Origin of the sequence: Micromonospora fulviviridis (genome assembly GCF_014648395.1) — a bacterium.
Lineage (GTDB): Bacteria > Actinomycetota > Actinomycetes > Mycobacteriales > Micromonosporaceae > Micromonospora > Micromonospora fulviviridis.
In genome coordinates this window covers 164,776-187,118 of the sequence record NZ_BMRA01000007.1, presented here as the reverse complement: position 1 = coordinate 187,118, position 22,343 = coordinate 164,776, and the positions used below count along the sequence as shown (strand labels likewise).

Here is a 22,343-nt window from a genome sequence, read left to right as displayed (position 1 = left end):
AGCACACCCACGGCGGGGCCCGGACACCACCCGGGCCCCGCCGGCACGCCGGTCAGCGGCCCTCGGCCTCGTCCATGGCGCGGTAGATGCGCTGCTCCGAGACCGGGTACGGGGTGCCGAGCGCCTGGGCGAACACGTTCACCCGCAGCTCCTCGATCATCCAGCGGATCTGCCGGGCCGCCGTGGACTGCCGCAACGCCTCTGGCAGCGCGGCGAGCAGGTCCTGGTACTCCTTCTGCACCACGGCGATCCGGTCCTGCTGCTGCTTGTCCCGCTGCGGGTTGCCGGGCAGCCGGTCCAGCCGGCGCTCGATCGCGGTCAGGTAGCGCAGCAGGTCGGGCAGGCGGGCGTACCCGGCCTCGGTGATGAAGCCCTTGTGCACCAGGCCGCCGAGCTGGCTGCGGATGTCGGCCAGGGCGGCCACCACGGCCAGGTTCCGGGTGGCGCCGAGCCGCTGCTCCACCGCGTACGCGGCCGCCAGCACCTGCCGGACCCGGCCCATCACCTCGACCACGGTGTCGACCAGGTCGGCGCGCACCCGGTCGCGCAGCACCGCGAAGCCCTCGGCGTCCCAGGCCGGGCCGCCCGCGTCCGCCATGAGCTTGTCGATGGCCGCGCCCGCGGCGTCCTCGATCAGCGCCGGCACCCCGCCGTGCGGGTTGCGGGACAGCGCCAGCTTGGCCTCGTTGCTCAGCCGCCCCTGGAGGAACTTGGCCGGGGAGGGCACGGTCAGCCGGAGCAGCCGCCGGGTGCCGGCCCAGTGCGCGGCCTCCTGCTCGGCGGGGGAGTCGAACACCTTCACCCCGACGGTCGTGCCCTCGTCGACCAGGGCGGGGTACGCGGTCACCGCGTACCCGGCGCGGACCTGCTCGATGGTGCGCGGCAGGGCGCCGATGTCCCACCCGGTCAGCCCGGTCCGGGCCACGTCCGGCGCGGCGGCGGCGACGACCTGGCGCACCTCCTGGCGCAGCTCGCGTTGCAGGGTCGGCAGGTCCTTGCCCTCGGCGACGGGCTTGTCGTCCTCGCCGAGCACCCGGAAGGTGACCCGCAGGTGCGGCGGGAGCTTGCCCACGTCCCAGGCGTCCGGCGGCACGGTCACCCCGGTCATCCGGCGCAGCTGCCGGGTGAGCGCGTCGAGCAGCGGCTCCTCGCCGGCCGGCATCTGCGCGAGCGCCGCCCGGGCGTAGTCGGGCACCGGCACGAAGTTGCGCCGGATCGCCTTGGGCAGCGACCGGATCAGCGCGATCACCAGTTCCTCGCGCAGGCCGGGCACCTGCCAGTCGAAGCTCTCCGCCGGCACCTGGTTGAGCAGCGGCAGCGGGATGTCCACCGTGACGCCGTCGGTCGGGGTGCCCGGGTCGAAGGTGTAGGTGAGCGGCAGGGCGACCCCGTCGGCGCGCCACTCGTCCGGGTAGTCGGTCTCGTCCACCCCGCCGCGACCGGAGTTGATCAGCAGCTCCCGGGTGAAGGTGAGCAGGTCCGGCCGCTCCCGGCGGGTCTTCTTCCACCACGTGTCGAAGTGCCGGCCGGAGACCACGTCGGCGGGGATCCGCTGGTCGTAGAAGTGGAAGATGGTCTCGTCGTCGACCAGGATGTCCCGCCGCCGGGCCCGGTTCTCCAGCTCCTCCACCTCGGCCAGCAGCCGCTGGTTGTCCGTCCAGAACTGGTGGTGGGTCTGCCAGTCGCCCTCCACGAGCGCGTGCCGGATGAACAGCTCGCGGCTCAGCGCCGGGTCGATCCGGCCGAAATTGACCTTGCGGGAGGTGACGATCGGGATGCCGTAGAGGGTGACCTTCTCATAGGCCATCACGGCGGCCTGCTTCTTCTCCCAGTGCGGCTCGCTGTAGCTGCGCTTCACCAGGTGCTGGGCGAGCGGCTCGACCCATTCCGGCTCGACCCGGCCGGCCACCCGGCCCCAGAGCCGGGAGGTCTCCACCAGCTCGGCGGCCATCACCCAGCGCGGCGGCTTCCGGAACAGCGCCGAGCCCGGGAAGATCGCGAACTTCGCCCCGCGCGCGCCCAGGTACTCGTGCTTCTGCGCGTCCTTGAGCCCGAGGTGGGAGAGCAGGCCGGGCAGCAGGGACTGGTGCACCTTCGGGGTGTCGATCTCCTCGGGCAGGTCCGCGCCGGCGCCGCGCCGGCCGTCACCCTTGTCCGAGGTACGCAGCACCTGGCGGAGCTGGCTGACGATGTCCTGCCACTCGCGTACCCGTAGGTAGTTCAGGTACTCGGCCTTGCACATCCGGCGGAACGCGCTGGAGGACAGCTCCCGCTGCTGCTCGCGCAGGTAGCGCCACAGGTTCAGGTACGCGACGAAGTCCGACTCCTTGTCGGCGAACCGGGCGTGCGCCTGGTCCGCCTGGGCCTGCTTGTCGGCGGGCCGCTCGCGCGGGTCCTGGATGGAGAGCGCGGCGGCGATCACGATCACCTCGGTGGCGCAGCCGTTGCGCTCGCCCTCCAGGACCATCCGGGCCAGCCGCGGGTCGACCGGGAGCTGGGCCAGCCGCCGGCCGAGCGGAGTGAGCCGCTTCGCCGGGTCGGTCTCGGCCGGGTTCAGCGCGCCCAGCTCGTGCAGCAGGTTCACGCCGTCGGTGACGTTGCGCCGGTCCGGCGGGTCGATGAACGGGAACGCGCCGATGTCGCCCAGGCCGATCGAGGTCATCTGGAGGATGACCGAGGCCAGGTTGGTGCGCAGGATCTCCGGGTCGGTGAACTCGGGCCGGGAGGCGAAGTCCTGCTCGTCGTAGAGGCGGATGCAGATGCCGTCCGAGGTACGCCCGCAGCGGCCCTTGCGCTGGTTGGCGCTCGCCTGCGACACCGGCTCGATGGGCAGGCGCTGCACCTTGAGCCGGCTGGAGTAGCGGGAGATCCGGGCCGTGCCCGGGTCCACCACGTACTTGATGCCGGGGACGGTCAGCGAGGTCTCCGCGACGTTGGTGGCGAGCACCACCCGGCGCCCGGCGTGCGGGGCGAACACCCGGTGCTGCTCGGCCGTGGAGAGCCGGGCGTAGAGCGGGAGGATCTCGGTGCCGAGCAGCGAGCGCTTCTTCTGCACCAGCTTGCCGAGCGCGTCGGCGGTGTCCCGGATCTCCCGCTCGCCGCTGAGGAAGACCAGGATGTCGCCGGGTCCCTCGGCGGCCAGTTCCTCGACCGCGTCGCCGATCGCCTGGATCTGGTCCCGGACGTTCTCCTCGTCGGCCTCGTCCTCCTCCTCGGCCTCGGTGACCTCGACCAGCGGCCGGTAGCGGACCTCCACGGGGTAGGTCCGGCCGGACACCTCGACGACGGGCGCGGGCTTGCCCTCGGCGTCGGCGAAGTGCTTCGCGAACCGGTCGGTCTCGATGGTCGCCGAGGTGATGATCACCTTGAGGTCGGGCCGGCGGGGCAGCAGCTGCCGGAGGTAGCCGAGGATGAAGTCGATGTTGAGGCTGCGCTCGTGCGCCTCGTCGATGATCAGCGTGTCGTACTGGCGCAGCATCCGGTCGGTCTGCAGCTCGGCCAGCAGGATGCCGTCGGTCATCAGCTTGACCAGGCTGTTGTCGCCGACCTGGTCGGTGAAGCGCACCTTGTAGCCGACCACGTCGCCCAGCTCGGTGCCGAGCTCCTCGGCGATCCGGTCCGCCACCGTCCGCGCGGCGAGCCGGCGGGGCTGGGTGTGGCCGATGAGCCCCGTGACGCCGCGGCCCAGCTCCAGGCAGATCTTGGGCAGCTGGGTGGTCTTGCCGGACCCGGTCTCGCCGGCCACGATCACGACCTGGTGGTCGCGGATGGCGGCGGCGATGTCGTCCTTGCGCTCGCTGACCGGCAGCTGCGCCGGATAGGCGACGGTCGGCACGGCGGCCCGCCGGGCGGCCAGCCGGGCCTCGGCCCGGGCCACGTCGGCCGCGATCTCGGCCAGCGCCGAGTCCCGTCGCTGCGGGTCGCGCAGCTTCCGTACCCCGTCCAGCCGGCGCTGGAGCCGGCGCTGGTCGCGGAACATCAGCGCGGAGAGGCGGCGGTGCAGGTCGCGGGCGGTCTCGGGTACGGCGGGTGCGGCTGGATTCTGCATGTCGTCGCCAAGGATAGGCAGCCGCGCGGCGCAGCGCCCCCGGGTTACCGGGCGGCCGCCGCCCGGCCGTGGTGGCCGCGGCCACCTTCCGCGCGCCCTCCCTGGTCGGGGCGGGTGGCCGGGCTAGAGTTTCCGCCGAGGCGAGGTCGACGACGGGACGGATGATCATGCGCGACACCGACCGGGCGCTGGTGCAGGCCGCGATGGCCGTCGCCAAGCTGCGCTGCCGCAGTGACAACCACACGGTCGCGGCGGCCGCACGGACCACCGACGGCCGGGTCTTCACCGGCGTGAACGTCTACCACTTCACCGGCGGCCCGTGCGCCGAGGTGGTGGCCATCGGCGCCGCCGCGACCCAGGGCGCCGGCGAGCTGGAGACCATCGTCGCGGTGGGGGACCGGGGGCGGGGCGTCATCCCGCCCTGCGGCCGGTGCCGGCAGGTGCTCCTCGACTACTTCCCGTCGATCCGGGTGATCGTCGGCCCGCCGGAGGCGCTGCGCGCCGTCCCGGTGGCCGACCTGCTGCCCGAGACGTACGTCTGGTCGGACCACCAGGTGGAGGTCCCGGCCGGGCCGCCACGCACCGGGGTGTGGCCCATGCCGGTGGTGCCGGGCAGCCGCCAGGCCGCCGAGGACTGAGGACCCGCGCAGGGAGCCTCCGGGAGGTCTTGCGAGCCTTTTCCAACGTTGTAATACTCGGGTCGTCCGCCGGACGAGGAGGCCCGATGACATCGAACGTGCTTGAGGAAGAGACCCCCGTCGAGGCCCTCGGCGACCTCTACCGCGACGGCATCACCGCGTGCCGTGGCGCCTTCCCGGTCGACTGGGTCGAGCGGGTCGACGAGGACATCCACGCCGCGTTCCGGGAGGCCCGGTCCCGGCCCGACGGCGCCGTCGGCCGCGGCCCCGAGCGGTGGTACGTCGAAATCCACCCCGAGCAGTTGCGCGGCTTCGTCGACCTGGTCACCCACCCGTGGGTGGTGTCGGTGTGCCGGGCCGTGCTCGGCCCCGACTACGAGATCGTCGAGCTGGGCTTCGACATCCCGTTCCCCGGCGCGAAGACGCAGCCGTGGCACCGGGACTTCCCGATGCCCGAGGAGACCCGGGTGCGGCGCCGGCTCACCTCGCTGGCGTTCAACCTGACCACCGTCGACACCGTGGAGGAGATGGGACCGTTCGAGATCGCCCCGGGCACCCAGTGGGACGACGGCCGCGACTTCGACCACGAGATGTTCCCGGCGAAGGACCGCTACCCCCGCTACGAGGCCCGCGCGGTCCGCAAGTACCCGCGGCGCGGCGACCTCTCGGCGCGTTCCGCGCTCACCATCCACCGGGGCACCCCGAACGTCAGCCGGCTGGCCCGGCCCGTGCTGGTGCTCGGCGTGGACGCGCCGGGCGCGGGCAACGCCGCCCACCACGACATGGCGGTCACCCGGGACTACTGGGCCGCCCTCCCGGACCTCGTCCGGGCGCACCTGCGCTGCCCCGTGGTCGACACTCTCGAGCCCATCCGCCAGAAGCACACCATCGAGGGGCTGGTGATGGGCGCGGAGTGAGGGCGGCCGGCGGTCAGTCGCCGGTGGCGGCCTCGAGCATCGAGCGGGGCACCGGCACCTGCTCGAACCGGACGTTGCCCTCCGGCACCATCCAGCTCAGCACCTGCGCCTCCAGCCGCCCGGCGCGGACGGCGGGGTCGTTGGCGTAGAGCTCGCGGGCCATCTGCGGGTCCACCGAGAGCACGGCTATGCCGCGGATCCGCTCGTCGTCGCCGCCGAGGAACGGGCCGGCGGCGAGGACGGCGCCCTGCTCCACCAGCCCGGCCTGGTGCGCCAGGTGCGCGTCCTGGAGCCGGTCGAGGGCGTCCTGGGGCAGGTCGGGCGCGCCGTCCGGGCGGACCAGGAGCACCACCGTGTGCTGGTCGAATCGCATGCCCCCAGGGTAGGGGCGTCAGCCGGTGGCCCGGGCCCGCAGCGCGCGGATCGACCAGTCGAGCACGGGCGTCAGGCTCTCCACCGGCGGCCAGCCGTTGACCACGGAGAGCAGGCGCAGGTACCGCTCCCGCCGCGGGTCGTTGGCGGACTCCAGCCGGTCCAGCAGCCGCCGGCGCAGGTCGGCGTCGTCGGGACGGCCGCAGAGCCCCGCGTACCGGCTCGTGGCCGCGGCGACGACCGGGTCGGCGCGGGGAGAGGCCGGGTCGACGCCGGCGGCCAGCGCCGGGGCGACCTCCGCCCGGACCACCGCGACGGCGTCCCGGCGGACGCCGGGCGCGCCGGCCCGGTCGGCCGCGTGCTGCTCCGCCAGCCGGCGCAGGTGGGCCCGGAAGCCCGGGTCCAGGGCCAGCTCGGCCAGCTCCACCCACGCCTCGACCTGCTCGTCGGCGGGGTCGTCGGGCAGTTCGGGGGTGAGCGAGCGGCGGATCCCCGCGAAGCCCGCCTCGGTCAGCCCCGCGAAGGCGGCGTCGAGCAACTCGTCGACCAGCCGCCGCCGCTCCGCCTCGGCGAGCCCGGCCAGCCGGTGCAGGAGTTCGGCCCGGGCGGCGTCGGACCCGCGCCGCGCGATCACGGTCAACACCGCGCGGCGCAGCCGCAGCACCCGGATCTGGGTGGCCAGGGCGTCGGCGTGCGCCGCGGCGACCTCGGGCAGGGCGACCTCCCGCTCTACCACCCGGCGCACCGTGGGCAGGTCGACGCCCAGCTCGCGCAGCGTCCGCACCAGCTCCAGGCGGGCCAGGGCGTCGTCGCCGTAGCGGCGGTGCCCGGTCGGGCCGCGGTCGGTCGGCGGGACGATCCCGCGGTCGGACCAGAATCGGATGGTCTTCACGGGCAGCCCGGTCCGCCGGGCCAGGTCACCGATCGAGTAGCGCACGTCCATGCCGCCCACCCTGCCGCCTCCCCCCGGTGGAGGCGCAAGCCGCGCATCGACGACGCCGAGTTAGGCGAGCCTAACCAGCTCGGTTAAGGTAAGGCGTACCTAATCCGAGAGGCGAACACCCCCGTGACCACCGTCGCCGTCCGGCCCGCCGCGGCCGACGCCCCCACCCGCCGTGGCGTGCCCCGGCGCCTCGCGGTCACTCTGGCGGCGGCGCTCCTGCTCGTCGTCGCGCTGCTGGCCAGCCTGGCGCTCGGCAGCCGACACCTCCCGGTCGACCAGGTGTGGCACGCGCTGGTCGCCCCGGACGGCGGCGAGGCCACGACCGTGGTCCGCGAGCTGCGGCTGCCGCGTACCGCCCTGGGGCTGGTCGTCGGGCTCGCGCTGGCCCTGGCCGGGGTGCTCTTCCAGGCCGTCACCCGCAACCCGCTCGCCGAGCCGCGCATCCTCGGGGTCAGCGCCGGCGCGTCCTTCGGCGTGGTGCTGGCCATCGCCGTCTTCGGCGTGAGCACGCTCACCGGGTACGTCTGGTTCGGCATCGCCGGCGCGCTGCTCGCCGGGCTGCTGGTCTTCGCCGTGGCCAACCGCACCCGCGACGGCGCCAGCCCGGTCACCCTCGCGCTGGTCGGCGCGGCCCTCGACGCGGGTCTCGGCGCCGTCGTGTACGCGCTGCTCAGCATCGACGCCCGCACCTTCGAGGAGTACCGGTTCTGGGTGGTCGGCGGCCTCACCGGCCGGGACGTCGGCGTCGCCGGGCAGGTGCTCCCGTTCGTGCTCGCCGGCACCGCTCTCGCGGCGCTGGCCGCCCGCGGCCTGGACGCGCTCGCCCTCGGCGACGACGTCGCGCGGGGCCTCGGCCACCGGATCGCCCTGGTCCGCCTCGCCGCGGGCGTGGGCGGGGTGCTGCTCACCGGCGCCGCCGTGGCCGCCGCCGGGCCGATCGCCTTCGTCGGGCTGGCCGTGCCGCACCTGGCCCGGGCCCTGGTCGGCGCCGATCACCGCTGGACCCTGCTGGTCGCCGCGCTGCTCGGCCCCGCCCTGGTGCTCGGCGCCGACGTCGTGGGCCGGCTCGTCGCCCCACCCGGCGAGATCCCGGCCGGCATCATCACGGCGCTGGTGGGCGCCCCCCTGCTCGCCCTCCTGGTCCGCCGCGCCAAGGTCGTGACGGCGTGACCGCCCCGAGCCCTCGCGATCTTGCAGTTGCCGCCCCGGCAAGCAGGGCAGATGCCGCACCTGGCGGGCCCAGACTGCAAGATCGCCGCGGGGGAGGGGCCATGCGTGCCCTGGCGGGGCGGTCGCTCGTGCGGGTCGGCCCGCTCAGCGTGCCGGTGCGCCGGCGGCCGGTCGTGGTCGCGGGTGTGCTGTTCGTGCTGCTCGCCGGTGCCGTGGTGATCAGTCTTTCGCTCGGGACGCCGTACGTGGCGCCGGGTGACGTGCTGCGGTCGCTCTCCGGCGCCGGCACCCCGTACGACCTCGTGGTGCGCGACCTGCGGCTGCCGCGCGCGGTGCTCGCGGCGCTGGCCGGGGCGGCCTTCGGGGTGGCCGGCACCCTGATCCAGAGCGTGGCCCGCAACCCCCTCGCCAGCCCCGACGTCATCGGCGTCACCCAGGGCGCCGGCCTGGCCGCCACGGTGGCCCTGACCAGCGGTGCCGCGGCGGTGCTGGTGGCGCCGGCCGCGCTGGTCGGCGGCCTGGTGGCGGCGCTCCTGGTCTTCGCTCTCGGGGCGCGGCACGGCCTGGCCGCGCAGCGCTTCGTGCTGGCCGGCGTGGCGGTGGCGTTCGCGCTCCGGGCGCTGACCGAGGTGGTCATGCTGGCCGCCGACCCGATCGACGGGCTGCGCGCCCAGCTCTGGCTGATCGGCACCCTGGCCGGCAAGGGCTGGGCCGAGGCGGCCTGGATCGCCGGCACCCTCGCCGTGCTGCTGCCCGTGCTGCTCTGGGCCGGCTGGGCGCTGCGCAGCACCGCGCTGGACGACGACACCGCCCGGGGGATCGGGCTGCGCCCGGTGGCCCGGCGGGTCGGCCTGGCCGCCACCGGCGTGCTGGCCGCCGCCACGGTGACCGCCCAGGTCGGCGCGGTGGACTTCGTGGCGCTGGTCGCCCCGCAGGTGGCCCGGCGGCTGGTCCGCGCGGAGCGGCCGCCGCTGCTCTGCTCGGCCCTGCTCGGGGCGCTGCTGCTGGTGCTCGCCGACCTGGCCGGCCGCCGGCTGTTCGCGCCCACCCAGCTCCCGGCCGGCGTGCTCACCGCGGCGATCGGCGGCCCCTACCTGATCTTCCTGTTGCTGCGGACCCGAGGGAGGCGGTCGTGACCGCGATGCTGTCCACCCGCGACCTGGTCGCCGGATACGAGGCCCGGACCGTGCTGGACGGGCTGGACCTCGACCTGCCCGCCGACGCGTTCACGGTGATCGTCGGGCCGAACGCCTGCGGCAAGTCCACCCTGCTGCGCACCATGGCCCGGCTGCTCACCCCGCGCCGCGGCGCGGTGCTGCTCGACGGCACGGCGATCCGCGACCTGCCCACCCGCGAGGTGGCCCGGCGGCTCGGCGTGCTGCCGCAGAGCCCGCTGGTGCCCGAGGGGATCACCGTGGCCGACCTGGTCGGCCGGGGCCGGCAGCCCTACCAGCGCTGGTGGCGGCAGTGGTCCACGGAGGACGGCCGGGCCGTCGAGGAGGCCCTGGCCATGGCCGACGTGGCCGGGCTCGCCGACCGGCCGGTGGACACCCTCTCGGGCGGGCAGCGGCAGCGCGTCTGGATCGCCATGACCCTGGCCCAGGACACCGAGGCGCTGCTGCTGGACGAGCCGACCACCTTCCTCGACCTCGCCCACCAGGTGGAGGTGCTGGACCTGCTGCACCGGCTGCGCGCCGAGCGCGGCCGGACCGTGGTCGCCGTGCTGCACGACCTCAACCAGGCCGCGCGGTACGCCGACCACCTGGTCGCCATGCGCGCCGGCGCGGTGGTCGCCGCCGGCCCGCCGCGCGAGATCCTCACCGCCGACCTGGTCCGCGACGTCTTCGGGCTCGACTGCGTGGTCGTGCCCTGCCCGGTCACGGGCGCCCCGCTCGTGGTGCCCGCCCGCACCCAGACCTCGGCCGTTCCGGCCGCCACGCCGGCCCCGGCCGGCGCCTCCGTCGGCGACGCCTGACCGCGCGTCGACCCGTACCTGTCAGGAAAGGACCTTTGATGCGTCGTCTCGCCGCCGCTCTCACCGCGGCCCTCGCCCTCAGCGTGGGCCTCACCGCCTGTGGGGAGAGCGATCCCGTCTCCGGCACCAGCGCCGGGGAGACCCGGGAGATCACCCACGCCATGGGTACCAGCAAGGTGCCCGCCGAGCCGAAGCGCGTGGTGGTGCTCGACACCGACAAGATCGACACCGCGCTCTCGCTGGGCGTGACCCCGGTGGGCGCGGCCACCGCCGGCGAGGCGAAGAGCTGGCCCACCTACTTCGGCGCCGACAAGCTCGCCGGCATCAAGGAGGTCGGGGTGCTCACCGAGCCCGACCTGGAGGCGATCAACGCGCTCAAGCCGGACCTGATCCTCGGCAGCAAGTTCCGCCAGGAGAAGTTCTACGACGAGCTGTCCGCCATCGCCCCGACCGTCTTCACCGAGAAGGTGGGCATCACCTGGAAGGAGAACTTCCTCCTCGACGGCATGGCCCTCGGCAAGGAGCAGCAGGCAAAGGACCTGCTGGCCACGTACGAGAAGCGGGCCAAGGACTTCGGCGCGAAGCTCGGCGACGCCTCGTCGCGGAAGATCTCCATCGTGCGCTTCATCCCGGGCAACATCCGGGTCTACGGCCCGGACTCGTTCTCCGGCATCGTGGTCGGTGACACCGGCCTGGGCCGCCCCGAGCGGCAGTTGCTGGCGGGCAAGGAGGACAAGCGCTTCGACCTGGTCAGCCCCGAGCGGGTCAACGAGGTCGACGGCGACGTCGTCTTCGTGACCGCGTACGGCGAGAAGGCCGCCGCCGAGCAGGCGAAGGTCACCGCCGGCAGCCTCTGGCAGGGCCTGTCCGCGGTCAAGGCGGGCAAGGCGCACGTGGTCTCCGACGAGGTCTGGATGACCGGCATCGGCGTCGGCGCCGCCAACAAGATCCTGGACGACCTGGAGAAGTACCTGGCCGCCTGAGCCACCGCACCGTCCAGCGCCCGCCCGGCCCCGTGCCGGGCGGGCGCTGCCGTCGTCAGGCCGGGACCGGGTGGTCGGCCTCGAACCGGGAGCGGGTGAGGAAGGCGAGCCGGGCCCGCTTGTCCGGCATGTCGATCTCGGCGTCGAGGATGAAGCCCTCCCGCTCCAGCCGGCGCAGCGCGCGGTCGTTGCGGACGTCCGGCTCGACGACGATGCGCTGCCGGGTGGGGTCGGTGAACAGGAAGCGGGCCAGGGCGGGCGCGACCGCCGAGGTGAGGCCGGGCGGCCGGCCCGGCGCGAGCAGCAGGTGCATCCCGACGTCGCCGGGGTGGACCGGGTAGCGCTCGCCGACCGGGTCGGCCTCGGGCCGGTAGCTCTGGAACAGGCCGACCGGCGTTCCGTCCAGGGTGATCAGGTAGGCGTGGTGCGTGGCCAGGCCGTCGAGGAACGCGTAGACCTCGCGCACCTCCGCCTCGGTGTGGTCGCCCATGCCCCAGAACCGGGCCCACGGCCGGGTCACCCAGCCGTGCAGCAGCGCCGCGTCCGCCGCCGGGTCGACCGGCACGAGCCGCAGCTCGCCGAGTCCGGGCAGCTTCTCCTGGTACGTCATGACGGGTCTCCTTCTCGGGTGAGGTCCGTGGCGGGCACCGGGATCAGCTCGCCGGCCGCCCAGCGCGGCAGTTGGTCGTCGAAGTGCGGGTCGCCCGGGCGGCCGGAGGCGCCGAACGGCACCACCCAGCGGCTGCGCGAGCGGTCGGTGAGGTCCCAGACGTAGCGGGCCACCGGGCCGCGCCAGCAGGCGTCGGAGACCCCGGGCACGCTGGAGGTGGCGAGCACGCAGTCGGTGTCGCCGCTCAGGGCCACCCGGTCGCGCATCGCTGCCACGGCGGCGTCCACGTCGGGCGCCACGCCGAGGTGCACGGGGTGCAGCCGGTGCCGCGCGCCCCAGGCCGGGGCCGGACCGGCCGCCGCCACGTCGGCGAGCGCCGCCGCGGCGACCGCGGCGACGTCCACCCCGAGCCGGTCCGCCCCGCTCACCAACCCGTCGAGGGCGTGCCCGAGCCGCGCGAGAGGGTCGGTCCACGGCGCGAACAGCTCGTCGTACCGGGCCGGGGCGCGCAGCGGGCGCAGCCGGGGGTGGTCGTGCAGCCGGCGGACCAGGGCGGTGCGCCACGCCGCCCAGGCGCCGGCGTCGGTGCTGTCGGCGGCCATCCGGCCGTCCCAGGCGCACAGCCGCCGCCGCAGCGCGCGGGTGGCCGGGTCGAGCGTCGCCGGGTCCAGCCGGTCGAGCACCGCCCGCAGCGGGCCGGCCGCCAGCCGGGTGTCGACGTGTACGGCGTCGGACGGGACGCCCGCGGCGAGCAGGTCGCGGATCCGCGCGGCGCGGTGCGGGGGCGCGAAGTCGACCCCGAGGTCGGCCACGTCGTCGCGGCGGTCGTTGGCGCAGACCGCGACCTCGGCCACCTCGACCGGCTTGGTCTCGGCGTACCGGCCGGACCAGCGGTAGCGCGGCTCCCAGCCGGGCACCGGCACCCACCGGCAGCGCTCGTCGCGCAGCGGCACCAGCCCGGCGACGAGCTGGCGTACGCCGCCGTGCCGGTCGGCCACCAGCACGCTGTTGACCGGCTCGACCCAGCCGCGCAGCGCCTCGGTGACGTCGTCCACGGTCCGGGCTCGCAGCAGCGGCAGCAGCGCGTCGAAGCCGAGGTCCGCCTCGACCCGGGCCGGGACCCGGAGGCTGAGCGCCTCACCGGTGTGCCGGTCCTGGTCGATGACCGGGCCGCGCGGGGTCTCGATCACCTCGACCGGCTCCGGGGCGGCGCCCCGGACCCGGATCCGCTCGACGTGGTGGCGCGCCGGCAGCCAGCCGTCGGCGTCCCGGACCAGCACCCGACCGCCCTCGCGGCGCAGCTGCTCGCGGTAGACGTCCTGGTAGTCGGCCATCGCGTTGGTGACCGCCCAGGCCACCTCGCCGGCGTGGCCGAAGTGCGGCAGCCCCGGCACCCCGGGGAAGGCGAACCCGAGCACGTCGAACTCCGGGCAGGCCAGCCGGACCTGCTGGTAGACGCCGGGCAGTTCGAGCACCCGGTGCGGGTCGCCGGCCAGCACCGGCCCCCGGCCGGCGGCCGGGTCACCGGGCACCACCCAGGCGTTGCTGCCCGACCCGCCCGGTCCCTCGACCGCGAACAGGCCGGTCGCCGCCGGGCCGAGGGTGGCCTCGACGTGCGCCCGCCAGAGCTTGTTGGGGAAGGTGCCGAAGAGGATGTGCTGGACCAGGAAGACGCCGAGCGAGGACCAGGGCCGCCACCGGCCGGGGGCGCAGCCGGTCGCCGCGAACTCGGGCGCGCCGGCCGCGCCCTCGGCGAGCCCGGCGTTCACCCCGTCGACGTACGCGGTGAGCCAGCGGCGGGTGGCGGGGGAGAGGCGTCGGAAGCAGCGGGCCGCGGTGTCGGCGAGGCGGGCCCGCCGCGCGAACCGGTCCCAGCCCAGCTCGGCGGGGCCGAGGCGGGCGGCGAGGCGGCCCTCGGCACGCCACCGCTCGACCTCGATCTGCCAGGCCCGGTCCAGCGCTGCGGCCCGGCCCTGGAGCCGGGCCAGCTCCTCGACTGTGTCGCCCCACAGCTGCGGTACGCCCCAGGCGTCGCGACGGATGCCGCTCACCGGCCGGCCGGCCCTGTCGTGAACATCAACTTAGGCTACCCTTCCCTAACTTAGGCAGACCTTACTGGAGGGCCACGTGAAGCGGAACTGGGAAGCACTGGTGCTGCGGGCCATGGGTGGGCGGAACTTCCGGCTCACCGTGCTCGGCACCGAGCCGGTCGGCGACCGGTACCGGCGGCTGCTGATGGACGGCGGCGGCCTGTTGGACGCCTGCGGTGTGCACCCCACCATGTGGATCCGGCTCTGGTTCGACAACGACGGCAGGCCGCACCAGCGGGCGTACACCCTGGTCGACCCGGATCCGGCCACCGGCCGCTTCCATCTCGAGTTCGCCCTGCACGACGGGTGCGCGGCCCGCTGGGCGGAGACCGCGGCGGTCGGCGACACCATCGAGGCCACCGTGCAGGGCAGCGCCTTCGCCCTGCCCGAGCCCGCGCCGCACCACCTCTACCTGGTCGGCGACGCCGCCTCGCTGCCGGCGGTGAACAGCTTGCTCGACGCGGCCGCCGAGGTGCCCGCCACGGTCTGGCTGGAGTACGCCCACGGCGGCGAGCGGGCCCTGACGCCGCGCGCCCGGGACCATCACGAGGTCACCTGGATCCCGCGCGGCGCGGACGGCGCGGGGCTGGTGAATACCGTCCGGGACGCGCTGCCGGCCACCGGAGACGCGCACTACTGGGTGGCCGCCGAGGCGGCCAGCACCCGGGACATCACCCGGCACCTGCGCCGCACCCTCGGCGTGGGGCGGCACCAGGTGACCTCGCTCGGCTACTGGAGCGTCCGGTGACACCTTGACCGGAAGTTAGGTTAGGGTAACCTAACTTCCGCGATCATTTCCGGACCGCGCGGGACCGCGCCGTGCCGTCGCGCCGCCGCCGTCCACTTCCGACCACTGAGGACTGCCCATGAGTCTGCCCGGAGCAACCGTTCCGGTCCCCTCGGCCGGCGCCGGCCCGGCCGCCGCCCGGGACCACCTGTTCAACGCCCGCTCGCTGGACCGCTATCGCGGCGTGCTGGCCGAGGGGATCGAGCGGGTGGCCCGCCGGGTGGCCACCGCGGACCGGCCGTTCACCGGGGTCGGTCCGGACGACCTCGCCCCGCGCGTCGCGGCCGTCGACCTGGACCGCCCGCTCGGCGACCCCGGCGCGGCCCTCGACGAACTGCACGACGTCTACCTGCGCGACGCCGTCTACTTCCACCACCCCCGCTACCTGGCCCACCTGAACTGCCCGGTGGTGATCCCCGCGCTGCTCGGCGAGGCGGTGCTCAGCGCGGTCAACTCCTCGCTGGACACGTGGGACCAGAGCGCCGGCGGCACGCTCATCGAGCGCCGGCTCATCGACTGGACGGTCGCGCGGATCGGGCTCGGGCCCGCCGCCGACGGGGTGTTCACCAGCGGCGGGACCCACTCCAACCTCCAGGCGCTGCTGCTGGCCCGCGAGGAGACCCGGGCGCGGGCCGGACTGCGGCCCGGACCCGAGGCGCTGTCCCGGCTGCGGGTGCTCACCTCCGCCGCCGGCCACTTCAGCGTGCAGAAGGCGGCCCGGCTGCTCGGCCTCGGCCCGGACGCGGTGCGCACCGTCGACACCGACGCGCGGCGGCGGATGCGCCCCGACGCGCTGGCCCGGGAGATCGCCCGCTGCCGGGCCGACGGCCTGCTGGTGGCGGCCGTGGTCGCCACCGCGGGCACCACCGACTTCGGCAGCATCGACCCGCTGCCGCAGATCGCCGACATCTGCGCGGCGGCCGGCGTGTGGCTGCACGTCGACGCCGCGTACGGCTGCGGCCTGCTGGTCTCCCCGACCCGCCGGCACCTCCTCGACGGCATCGAGCGGGCCGACTCGGTCACCGTCGACTACCACAAGTCCTTCTTCCAGCCGGTCAGCTCCAGTGCGGTGCTGGTCCGCGACGGCCGGACGCTGCGCCACGCCACCTGGCACGCCGACTACCTCAACCCGGCGCACGCCGTCGAGCAACGCATCCCCAACCAGGTCGACAAGAGCCTCCAGACCACCCGCCGCTTCGACGCGCTCAAGCTCTGGCTCACCCTGCGGATCATGGGAGCGGACGCGGTCGGCGCGCTCTTCGACGAGGTGGTCGACCGGGCCGACGAGGCCTGGCACCTGCTCGCCGCCGACCCCCGCTTCGAAGTGGTGACCCGGCCGGCGCTGAGCACCCTGGTGTTCCGCTGGCGCCCCGCCGGCCTGGCCGCCGACCTCGTGGACGACGCCAACCTGTACGCCCGCGAGGCGCTCGCCGCCTCCGGCGCCGCGCTCGTCGCGGGCACCCGGGTCGACGGCGCCCACCACCTGAAGTTCACCCTGCTCAACCCGGAGACCACCGGGGACGACGTCGCCGCGGTCCTCGACCTGATCGCCGAACACGCCGGCCGGTACGCCCGCACCCGCGCCGCCGACGAGCTGTCCTGCCCGGTCGGCTGACCGGCCGCCCGCCCAGGAGAACACCCATGTCGACCCATGACTTCATCGCCGTCGGGCTGGGCCCGTACAACCTCGGCCTGGCCTGCCTGACCGCCCCGATCGACGACCTCGACGGCCTCTTCCTGGAGGCCCGCGGGGACGTCGACTGGCATCCCGGCATGCTGCTGGAGAGCGCGCACCTCCAGACCCCGTTCCTCGCCGACCTGGTCACGCTCGCCGACCCGACCTCGCCGTACTCCTTCCTCAGCTACCTCAAGGAGACCGGTCGGCTCTACCCGTTCTACATCCGCGAGAACTTCTTCCCGCTGCGCGGCGAGTTCGACGCGTACTGCCGGTGGGCGGCCGCCAAGCTGCCCGACGTCCGGTTCGGACACGAGGTCACCGCGATCGAGTACGACCCGACCGACGACCGGTACGTGGTGCATGCCCGGGTGGGCGGCCGGCAGGTCACCCACCGGGCGCGCCGGCTGGTGCTCGGCACCGGCACCCCGCCGCACGTGCCACCGGCCTGCGAAGGGCTGGCCGGCGACGTGATCCACAACTCGCGGTACCGGGAGCACCGGGCGGCGCTGCGGGGCAAGCGGAGCATCACCGTGATCGGCAGCGGCCAGAGCGCCGCCGAGATCTACCACGACCTGCTGGCCGACATCGACACCCACGGCTACCAACTGAACTGGGTCACCCGCTCGCCGCGCTTCTTCCCGCTCGAATACACGAAGCTCACCCTGGAGATGACCTCCCCGGACTACGTGGACTACTTCCACGCCCTGCCCGAGCCGACCCGCTACCGCCTGGAGGCGGAACAGAAGGGGCTGTTCAAGGGGATCGACGCCGAACTGATCAACGCGATCTACGACCTGCTCTACGTGAAGAGCGTCGGCGGCCCGCTGCCCACCCGGCTGCTCACCAACACCGAGCTGACCGACGCCGCGTACGACCCGGCGCGCGGGACGTACACGCTGGGGCTGCACCACGTCGAGCAGGGCCGCGACCTCACCCTGGAGACCGAGGGGCTGGTGCTGGCCACCGGCTACCGCTACCGGGTCCCCGCCTTCCTCGACCCGATCCGGGACCGGCTCCGCTTCGACGGGCACGGCCGCTTCGACGTGGCCCGCAACTACAGCATCGACCACACGGGACGGGGTGTCTTCCTCCAGAACGCCGGCACCCACACGCACAGCGTCACCTCGCCCGACCTGGGCATGGGCCCCTACCGCAACTCCTGGATCATCCGCGAGCTGACCGGCCGCGAGCACTACCCGATGGAGAAGAGCATCGCGTTCCAGGAGTTCGGCGCGCCCGCCGGGGTGGCCTCGTGACCACGGCCACCTACCACCGGCACGACCCGCGGCTCGGCGAGTTCGGCCTCCGCCCGCTCGACCCGGAGGCCGACGCCGCGCTGCTGCACGGCTGGGTCACCCACCCCAAGGCCGTGTTCTGGATGATGCAGGACGCCGACGTCGACCGGGTGGCCGAGGAGTACCGGCGGATCGCCGCTCACCCGCACCACGACGCCTACCTCGGGTGCTGGCGGGGCCGGCCGGCGTTCCTCGCCGAGCGCTACGACCCGGCCGAGGTCGAGCTGGTCGGGCTCTACGACCGGGCCGAGGGCGACGTCGGGATGCACTTCCTCTGCGCGCCCACCGACACCCCCGTGCGCGGCTTCACCCTCGCCGTCATCACCACGGTGCTGGACTGGCTCTTCGCCGACCCGGCCACCCGCCGCGTGGTGGTCGAGCCCGACGTGCGCAACACCGCCGTGCACGCGCTGAACGCGGCCGTCGGCTTCACCGTCGTCGGCCCGGTCGCCAAGCCCGAGAAGACCGCCCTGCTCAGCGTCTGCACCCGCGAGCGGTTCCTGGCCGCCACCCGCAGAGAGGTACCCGCGTGACCACCCCCGCCGCCGCCGTCGACCACCTCACCCCGGAACTCTGGGCCGCCGCCAACCGCCGGCTGGTCCGCAAGGCCCTGGCCGAGTTCGCCCACGAACGGCTCATCACCCCCGAACCGCAGGGCCCCGGCCACTACCGGGTACGCGGCGACGACGGCGCCGTCGAATACCGCTTCGCGGCCCGGCGGCTGAGCCTCGACCACTGGTGGATCGACCCCGCCGGACTGACCCGGCACGTCGACGGGCGGGAGGCCCCGCTGGACGCCGTCGACCTCTGCCTGGACCTGCGCGGCGCGCTCGGCCTCACCGACGCCGTCCTGCCGGTCTACCTGGAGGAGATCACCTCCACCCTGGCCGGGCTCGCGTACAAGCTGGCCCGACCCGAGCTGTCGGCGGCCGAGCTGGTCGAGGCGGACTTCCAGCGGATCGAGACGGCGATGACCGAGGGCCACCCCTGCTTCGTGGCCAACAGCGGCCGGATCGGCTTCGGCGTGCACGACCACCACCGGTACGCCCCGGAGGCCGGCCAGCCGGTCCGGCTGCTCTGGCTCGCCGCCCACCGCGACCACACCACCTTCACCTGCGCCGCCGACCTGGACTACGACACCCACGTCCGGGCCGAACTGGGCGAGGAGACCCTGGCCGGCTTCGCGCGTACCCTCACGGGGCTCGGCCTCGACCCGGCCGACTACCTGCTGCTGCCCGTGCACCCCTGGCAGTGGTGGAACAAGCTGGCCGTCACCTTCGCCGGCGAGGTGGCCCGGCGGCGCCTGGTGCCGCTCGGCGAGGGGCCCGACGAGCACCTCGCCCAGCAGTCGCTGCGCACCTTCTTCAACGTCACCGACCCGCACCGGCACTACGTGAAGACCGCGCTCTCGGTGCTCAACATGGGCTTCATGCGGGGGCTGTCCGCCGCGTACATGGAGCACACCCCGGCCATCAACGACTGGCTGGCCGGCCTGATCGCCGCCGACCCGGTGTTCCGGCGGACCGGGCTGACGATCATCCGGGAGCGGGCCGCGATCGGCTACCGGCACCGGCAGTTCGAGGCGGCGACCGACCGGTACTCGCCGTACCGGAAGATGCTCGCCGCGCTGTGGCGGGAGAGCCCGGTGCCGGGGCTGGAGCCCGGCCGGCGGCTGGCCACCATGGCGTCGCTGCTGCACGTCGACCGGGCCGGGCGCTCCTTCGCCGGGGCGCTGGTCGCCGCGTCCGGGCTGGCCCCGGCGGACTGGCTGCGCCGCTACCTGGACGCCTACCTCGTGCCGCTCCTGCACGCGCTGCACGCCTACGACCTCGCGTTCATGCCGCACGGCGAGAACGTCATCCTGGTGCTCCGCGACGGCGTGGTGGAGCGGGTCGTCTTCAAGGACATCGCCGAGGAGATCGTGGTGATGGACCCCGAGGCCGACCTGCCCGAGGCGGTGCGCCGGATCCGCGCCGCCGTCCCCGAGGACGAGAAGGTGCTCTGCGTCTTCACCGACGTCTTCGACTCGTTCCTGCGCCACCTCAACGCCATCCTGGCCACCGAGGGAGTCCTCGACGAGGAGACCTTCTGGCGGACCGTGGCCGAGTGCGTCCGGGCCTACACGGACTCGGTGCCGCACCTGGCCGACCGGCACGACCTGTTCGCCCCGGAGTTCGCGCTGTCCTGCCTGAACCGGCTGCAACTGCGCAACAACCAGCAGATGGTCGACCTCGCGGACCCGTCGGCGGCGCTCCAGTTCGTCGGGACGCTGGCCAATCCGCTCGCCCCGTACGCCCCGCGGCCCTGAGCGACCTGGCGGCGGCGGGACGGCGGGTGAGGAACGAGCGGCCGCCCGGGTAGGGGCGGCCGCTCGTCGGCGCGGATCGGGTCAGGCGGCGGTGGACCAGATGGCGCGGAACGCGGCGGCCTCGCCGGCCAGCCACTGCTCGACCTGTTCCGGCTTGACGTCGGCCGGCATCCGGTAGGACTCGCCGCGCCGGACGTCGACCAGCACCGGCTCGGCGTGCGGCAGGACCGCGTCCATGTGCCGGGCCATGAGGTGCAGCGTGGCCAGGGTGGTCTCCTCGCTCGGCGGTGCCTCGTCGAAGTGCAGCCGGATCGCCTCGGCGCGACCGTCGGCGTAGCGCACGCCGAACTGCGGGTTGATCTTCACGGGCAGGTCGCCCAGCATGGCGAGCGCGTCGCGGGTCTGGGCCAGGTCGACGCCGGCCGGCTCGCCGAGCGAGTGCAGCCAGGTGGTCGCGCCGGGCACCAGCGCCTCGTAGAGCGGGCGCCAGCGCGGCTTGACCAGGTCGGCGACCTGGGCCAGGTGCGTCCCGCCGGTGTGGAAGGCGACGTCGGCCTTGAGCGCCTTGACGAACTGGCCGTGCGGGTTGAAGCCGTGCCGGCTCGCCCGCTGCTTGCGCAGGCCGCCCACGAAGGTGGCCTTGGTGGGCCCGGTGCGGTCCACGTAGCGGGTGAACCCGAGGAGGGTGGCGTAGGGGGTGACAGGGGCGGCGGAGGTGGGCGCGGTCACGAGCATCCTCCCAGGTCAAAAGCTCGATTAGTACATACATTCTAATCGACGGGTCTGACATCGCCCAGGGTCTGGAGCGGCCTCTTCAGACGGGGCATCGCGGTTGCTGATCATCAATTAGAGTGCGGGCTTCCTTCGTTCTCTCCCGGAGCACACACATGACATCCCTCACGGCCCGTTGGCCCCGCCTCGCCGTCGGCGCGGCGGTGCTGGCGACGACCGCGCTGTTCGGTTTCTCCGCCCCGGCCCACGCGGCCGACCCGCTGCCCGATCTCTCCGTCTCGTTCGACCGCGACCCCGTCGCGGAGATCGACAACAGCGGCACCACCATCGGCATGTACGTCTACAACTACGGCGAGGCCGACGCGACCGCGGTGACCGTCACCCTCGACCTGAGCAAGCTCTCCGACGCGGTCACCGCCTCCGTGTCGGACTGGGACGACACCTGCAAGCTGGCCGACGCCAAGGTCACCTGCACGGTCGGCAGTCTCGCGGCCGGGCAGGTCACCAACGTCTACCCGGTGTCGCTGGCCAGCCGCACGGGCGCCACGCCCGGCGACGCGGGCTCGGTGACCGTGACCATCGCCGGCGCGGAGGACGACGCCAACCCCGGCGACAACACCACCTCGTTCCCGGTCACCGTGGTCGCGTCGGGCCCCGACCTGGTCGCCGCCGCCGACAACCTGAACGACAAGGCGCACCCGGTCGGCGCGGGCGACCGCGTCCCGCTCTACAGCGGTGTGCTCAACGAGGGCGACAGCCCGGCGACGGACTTCACGGTCCGGGTCGACCTGCCCACCGGCGCCACCTTCGTCGAGCGGTACAGCGACTGCACCTACGTCGACTACTACCCGAAGGACACCGGCGCGCCCTACGTGTACGGGCCGAGCCAGGTCACCTGCACGGTGCCGCTGACCCTCAAGCCCGGCGAGGGGCTGCTGCTGTTCGACGACGAGACCGGCGCGTCGCTGTTCAACATCACGTTCGGCCGCAACCTGCCCGGTCCGGACGAGAACTACGCCGCCTTCAGCACGGCCCTGGCGGGCGAGGCGGAGGCGGCGAAGAAGGTCGCGGCCACCAAGGGCAACGGCCCGTCGTTCGCCTCCGCCGCCGAGAAGCTGCACGCCAAGGCCGTGGAGGCGGGCCTCGCCAAGCGGTCCGTCGTGGAGCGTGAGCTCGACGAGTCGGACAACTACGCCGACATCCAGTTCTGGACCAAGAAGAACACGCTCGACGTCGCCGTCACCGTCCCGCCGGTGAAGGGCACGGTCGGCCAGACGGTCGACCTCGCGTACGAGGTCGTGAACAACGGCCCGTCCGACGGCGGCGGCCCCGGCGTCGTCATCACCGCGCCGAGCGGCACCGTGCTGCTGCCCGCCGAGTGGTGCTACACCGACGGCACGCCGGGCAAGCAGCTGCCGGAGTCGGCGAAGCTGCGCTGCAACTTCGAGAGCGAGTTCCCCAGCGTCGCCTCCGGCTACGGCCGGATCAAGGCCACCGTCAAGCTGAAGATCAAATCAGCTCCGGGCACCGACGGCACGATCGTGGTCGACGGTGCGACCTCCTCCACCGAGTCGAACCCGGCGAACAACACCGCCCGCATCGTCATCACCGGCGGCTCCGGTGGCGGCAACGGTGGTTCCGGTGACGGCAACGGCGGCTCCGGCGGCGGCCTGCCGGTCACCGGTGCCCCGGCCGTCGCGCTCGCCGGCGTCGGCGCCGCCGTGCTCGCGCTCGGCGCCGTGCTGTTCGTGATGTTCCGTCGTCGCCGCGTGGCCTTCCAGACCCCGCGCGACTGAT

Annotated in this window: 18 protein-coding genes; 12 read left to right on the top strand and 6 right to left on the bottom strand. The window is 74.2% G+C overall.

The window, feature by feature from the left end; genetic code table 11:
* Positions 1–52 precede the first annotated feature (52 nt).
* Positions 53–4,048 (bottom strand): ATP-dependent RNA helicase HrpA, encoded by a 3,996-nt coding sequence (hrpA, locus tag IEY96_RS20160; protein WP_189196361.1) that lies wholly within the window; start codon positions 4,046–4,048, stop codon positions 53–55.
* 167 nt (positions 4,049–4,215) lie between these two features.
* Between hrpA and IEY96_RS20155 the strand changes: the two genes are divergently transcribed.
* A complete protein-coding gene (locus IEY96_RS20155) occupies positions 4,216–4,686 on the top strand; it encodes a cytidine deaminase family protein (RefSeq protein ID WP_229791728.1) in 471 nt (156 codons plus the stop codon).
* 86 nt (positions 4,687–4,772) lie between these two features.
* Entirely contained in the window at positions 4,773–5,603 is an 831-nt protein-coding gene (locus IEY96_RS20150; protein WP_189196359.1) for a phytanoyl-CoA dioxygenase family protein, read from the top strand.
* A gap of 13 nt (positions 5,604–5,616) precedes the next feature.
* Here the strand turns inward: IEY96_RS20150 and IEY96_RS20145 are convergent, their stop codons facing one another.
* Entirely contained in the window at positions 5,617–5,976 is a 360-nt protein-coding gene (locus IEY96_RS20145; protein ID WP_189196358.1) for a YciI family protein, read from the bottom strand.
* Between the two features lie 18 nt (positions 5,977–5,994).
* Positions 5,995–6,918, bottom strand: a complete 924-nt coding sequence (locus IEY96_RS20140; protein ID WP_189196357.1) for a MerR family transcriptional regulator — start codon at positions 6,916–6,918, stop codon at positions 5,995–5,997.
* Positions 6,919–7,041: 123 nt separating this feature from the next.
* Between IEY96_RS20140 and IEY96_RS20135 the strand changes: the two genes are divergently transcribed.
* From IEY96_RS20135 to IEY96_RS20120, 4 genes are all read left to right on the top strand, one after another.
* Positions 7,042–8,088: a FecCD family ABC transporter permease gene (locus IEY96_RS20135; protein WP_189196356.1), complete on the top strand. Its 1,047-nt coding sequence runs from the start codon at positions 7,042–7,044 to the stop codon at positions 8,086–8,088.
* A 101-nt stretch (positions 8,089–8,189) separates the two neighbouring features.
* A complete protein-coding gene (locus tag IEY96_RS20130) occupies positions 8,190–9,224 on the top strand; it encodes a FecCD family ABC transporter permease (protein ID WP_189196355.1) in 1,035 nt (344 codons plus the stop codon).
* Positions 9,221–10,063, top strand: coding sequence for an ABC transporter ATP-binding protein (locus IEY96_RS20125; protein ID WP_373293610.1), 843 nt, complete (start codon positions 9,221–9,223; stop codon positions 10,061–10,063). Before IEY96_RS20130 ends, IEY96_RS20125 begins: the two co-directional genes overlap by 4 nt.
* Before the next feature lie 38 nt (positions 10,064–10,101).
* The gene (locus tag IEY96_RS20120; RefSeq protein WP_189196354.1) at positions 10,102–11,046 is read left to right on the top strand and encodes an ABC transporter substrate-binding protein; all 945 of its coding nucleotides are present in this window, start codon (positions 10,102–10,104) and stop codon (positions 11,044–11,046) included.
* Between the two features lie 55 nt (positions 11,047–11,101).
* Here the strand turns inward: IEY96_RS20120 and IEY96_RS20115 are convergent, their stop codons facing one another.
* Positions 11,102–11,656: a GNAT family N-acetyltransferase gene (locus IEY96_RS20115; protein ID WP_189196353.1), complete on the bottom strand. Its 555-nt coding sequence runs from the start codon at positions 11,654–11,656 to the stop codon at positions 11,102–11,104.
* Positions 11,653–13,707, bottom strand: coding sequence for a penicillin acylase family protein (locus IEY96_RS20110; protein ID WP_189196352.1), 2,055 nt, complete (start codon positions 13,705–13,707; stop codon positions 11,653–11,655). The genes IEY96_RS20115 and IEY96_RS20110 overlap by 4 nt, the downstream gene beginning before the upstream one ends.
* A 76-nt stretch (positions 13,708–13,783) precedes the next feature.
* Between IEY96_RS20110 and IEY96_RS20105 the strand changes: the two genes are divergently transcribed.
* The 5 genes from IEY96_RS20105 (at position 13,784) to IEY96_RS20085 (ending at position 19,814) form a co-directional block, all read left to right on the top strand.
* Positions 13,784–14,494: a siderophore-interacting protein gene (locus tag IEY96_RS20105; RefSeq protein WP_189196351.1), complete on the top strand. Its 711-nt coding sequence runs from the start codon at positions 13,784–13,786 to the stop codon at positions 14,492–14,494.
* A 118-nt stretch (positions 14,495–14,612) separates the two neighbouring features.
* A complete protein-coding gene (locus tag IEY96_RS20100) occupies positions 14,613–16,148 on the top strand; it encodes a pyridoxal phosphate-dependent decarboxylase family protein (protein WP_189196350.1) in 1,536 nt (511 codons plus the stop codon).
* Between the two features lie 26 nt (positions 16,149–16,174).
* Complete coding sequence (locus IEY96_RS20095) at positions 16,175–17,467, top strand: lysine N(6)-hydroxylase/L-ornithine N(5)-oxygenase family protein (RefSeq protein WP_189196349.1); 1,293 nt, start codon at positions 16,175–16,177, stop codon at positions 17,465–17,467.
* Positions 17,464–18,039: a GNAT family N-acetyltransferase gene (locus IEY96_RS20090; RefSeq protein WP_189196348.1), complete on the top strand. Its 576-nt coding sequence runs from the start codon at positions 17,464–17,466 to the stop codon at positions 18,037–18,039. The genes IEY96_RS20095 and IEY96_RS20090 overlap by 4 nt, the downstream gene beginning before the upstream one ends.
* Positions 18,036–19,814: an IucA/IucC family protein gene (locus tag IEY96_RS20085; RefSeq protein ID WP_189196347.1), complete on the top strand. Its 1,779-nt coding sequence runs from the start codon at positions 18,036–18,038 to the stop codon at positions 19,812–19,814. The genes IEY96_RS20090 and IEY96_RS20085 overlap by 4 nt, the downstream gene beginning before the upstream one ends.
* Positions 19,815–19,895: 81 nt before the next feature.
* Here IEY96_RS20085 and IEY96_RS20080 read toward each other — a convergent pair whose 3' ends face one another.
* Positions 19,896–20,543, bottom strand: coding sequence for a hypothetical protein (locus tag IEY96_RS20080; RefSeq protein ID WP_189196346.1), 648 nt, complete (start codon positions 20,541–20,543; stop codon positions 19,896–19,898).
* 158 nt (positions 20,544–20,701) lie between these two features.
* Between IEY96_RS20080 and IEY96_RS20075 the strand changes: the two genes are divergently transcribed.
* Complete coding sequence (locus IEY96_RS20075; protein ID WP_189196345.1) at positions 20,702–22,342, top strand: COG1361 family protein; 1,641 nt, start codon at positions 20,702–20,704, stop codon at positions 22,340–22,342.
* Position 22,343 lies beyond the last annotated feature (1 nt).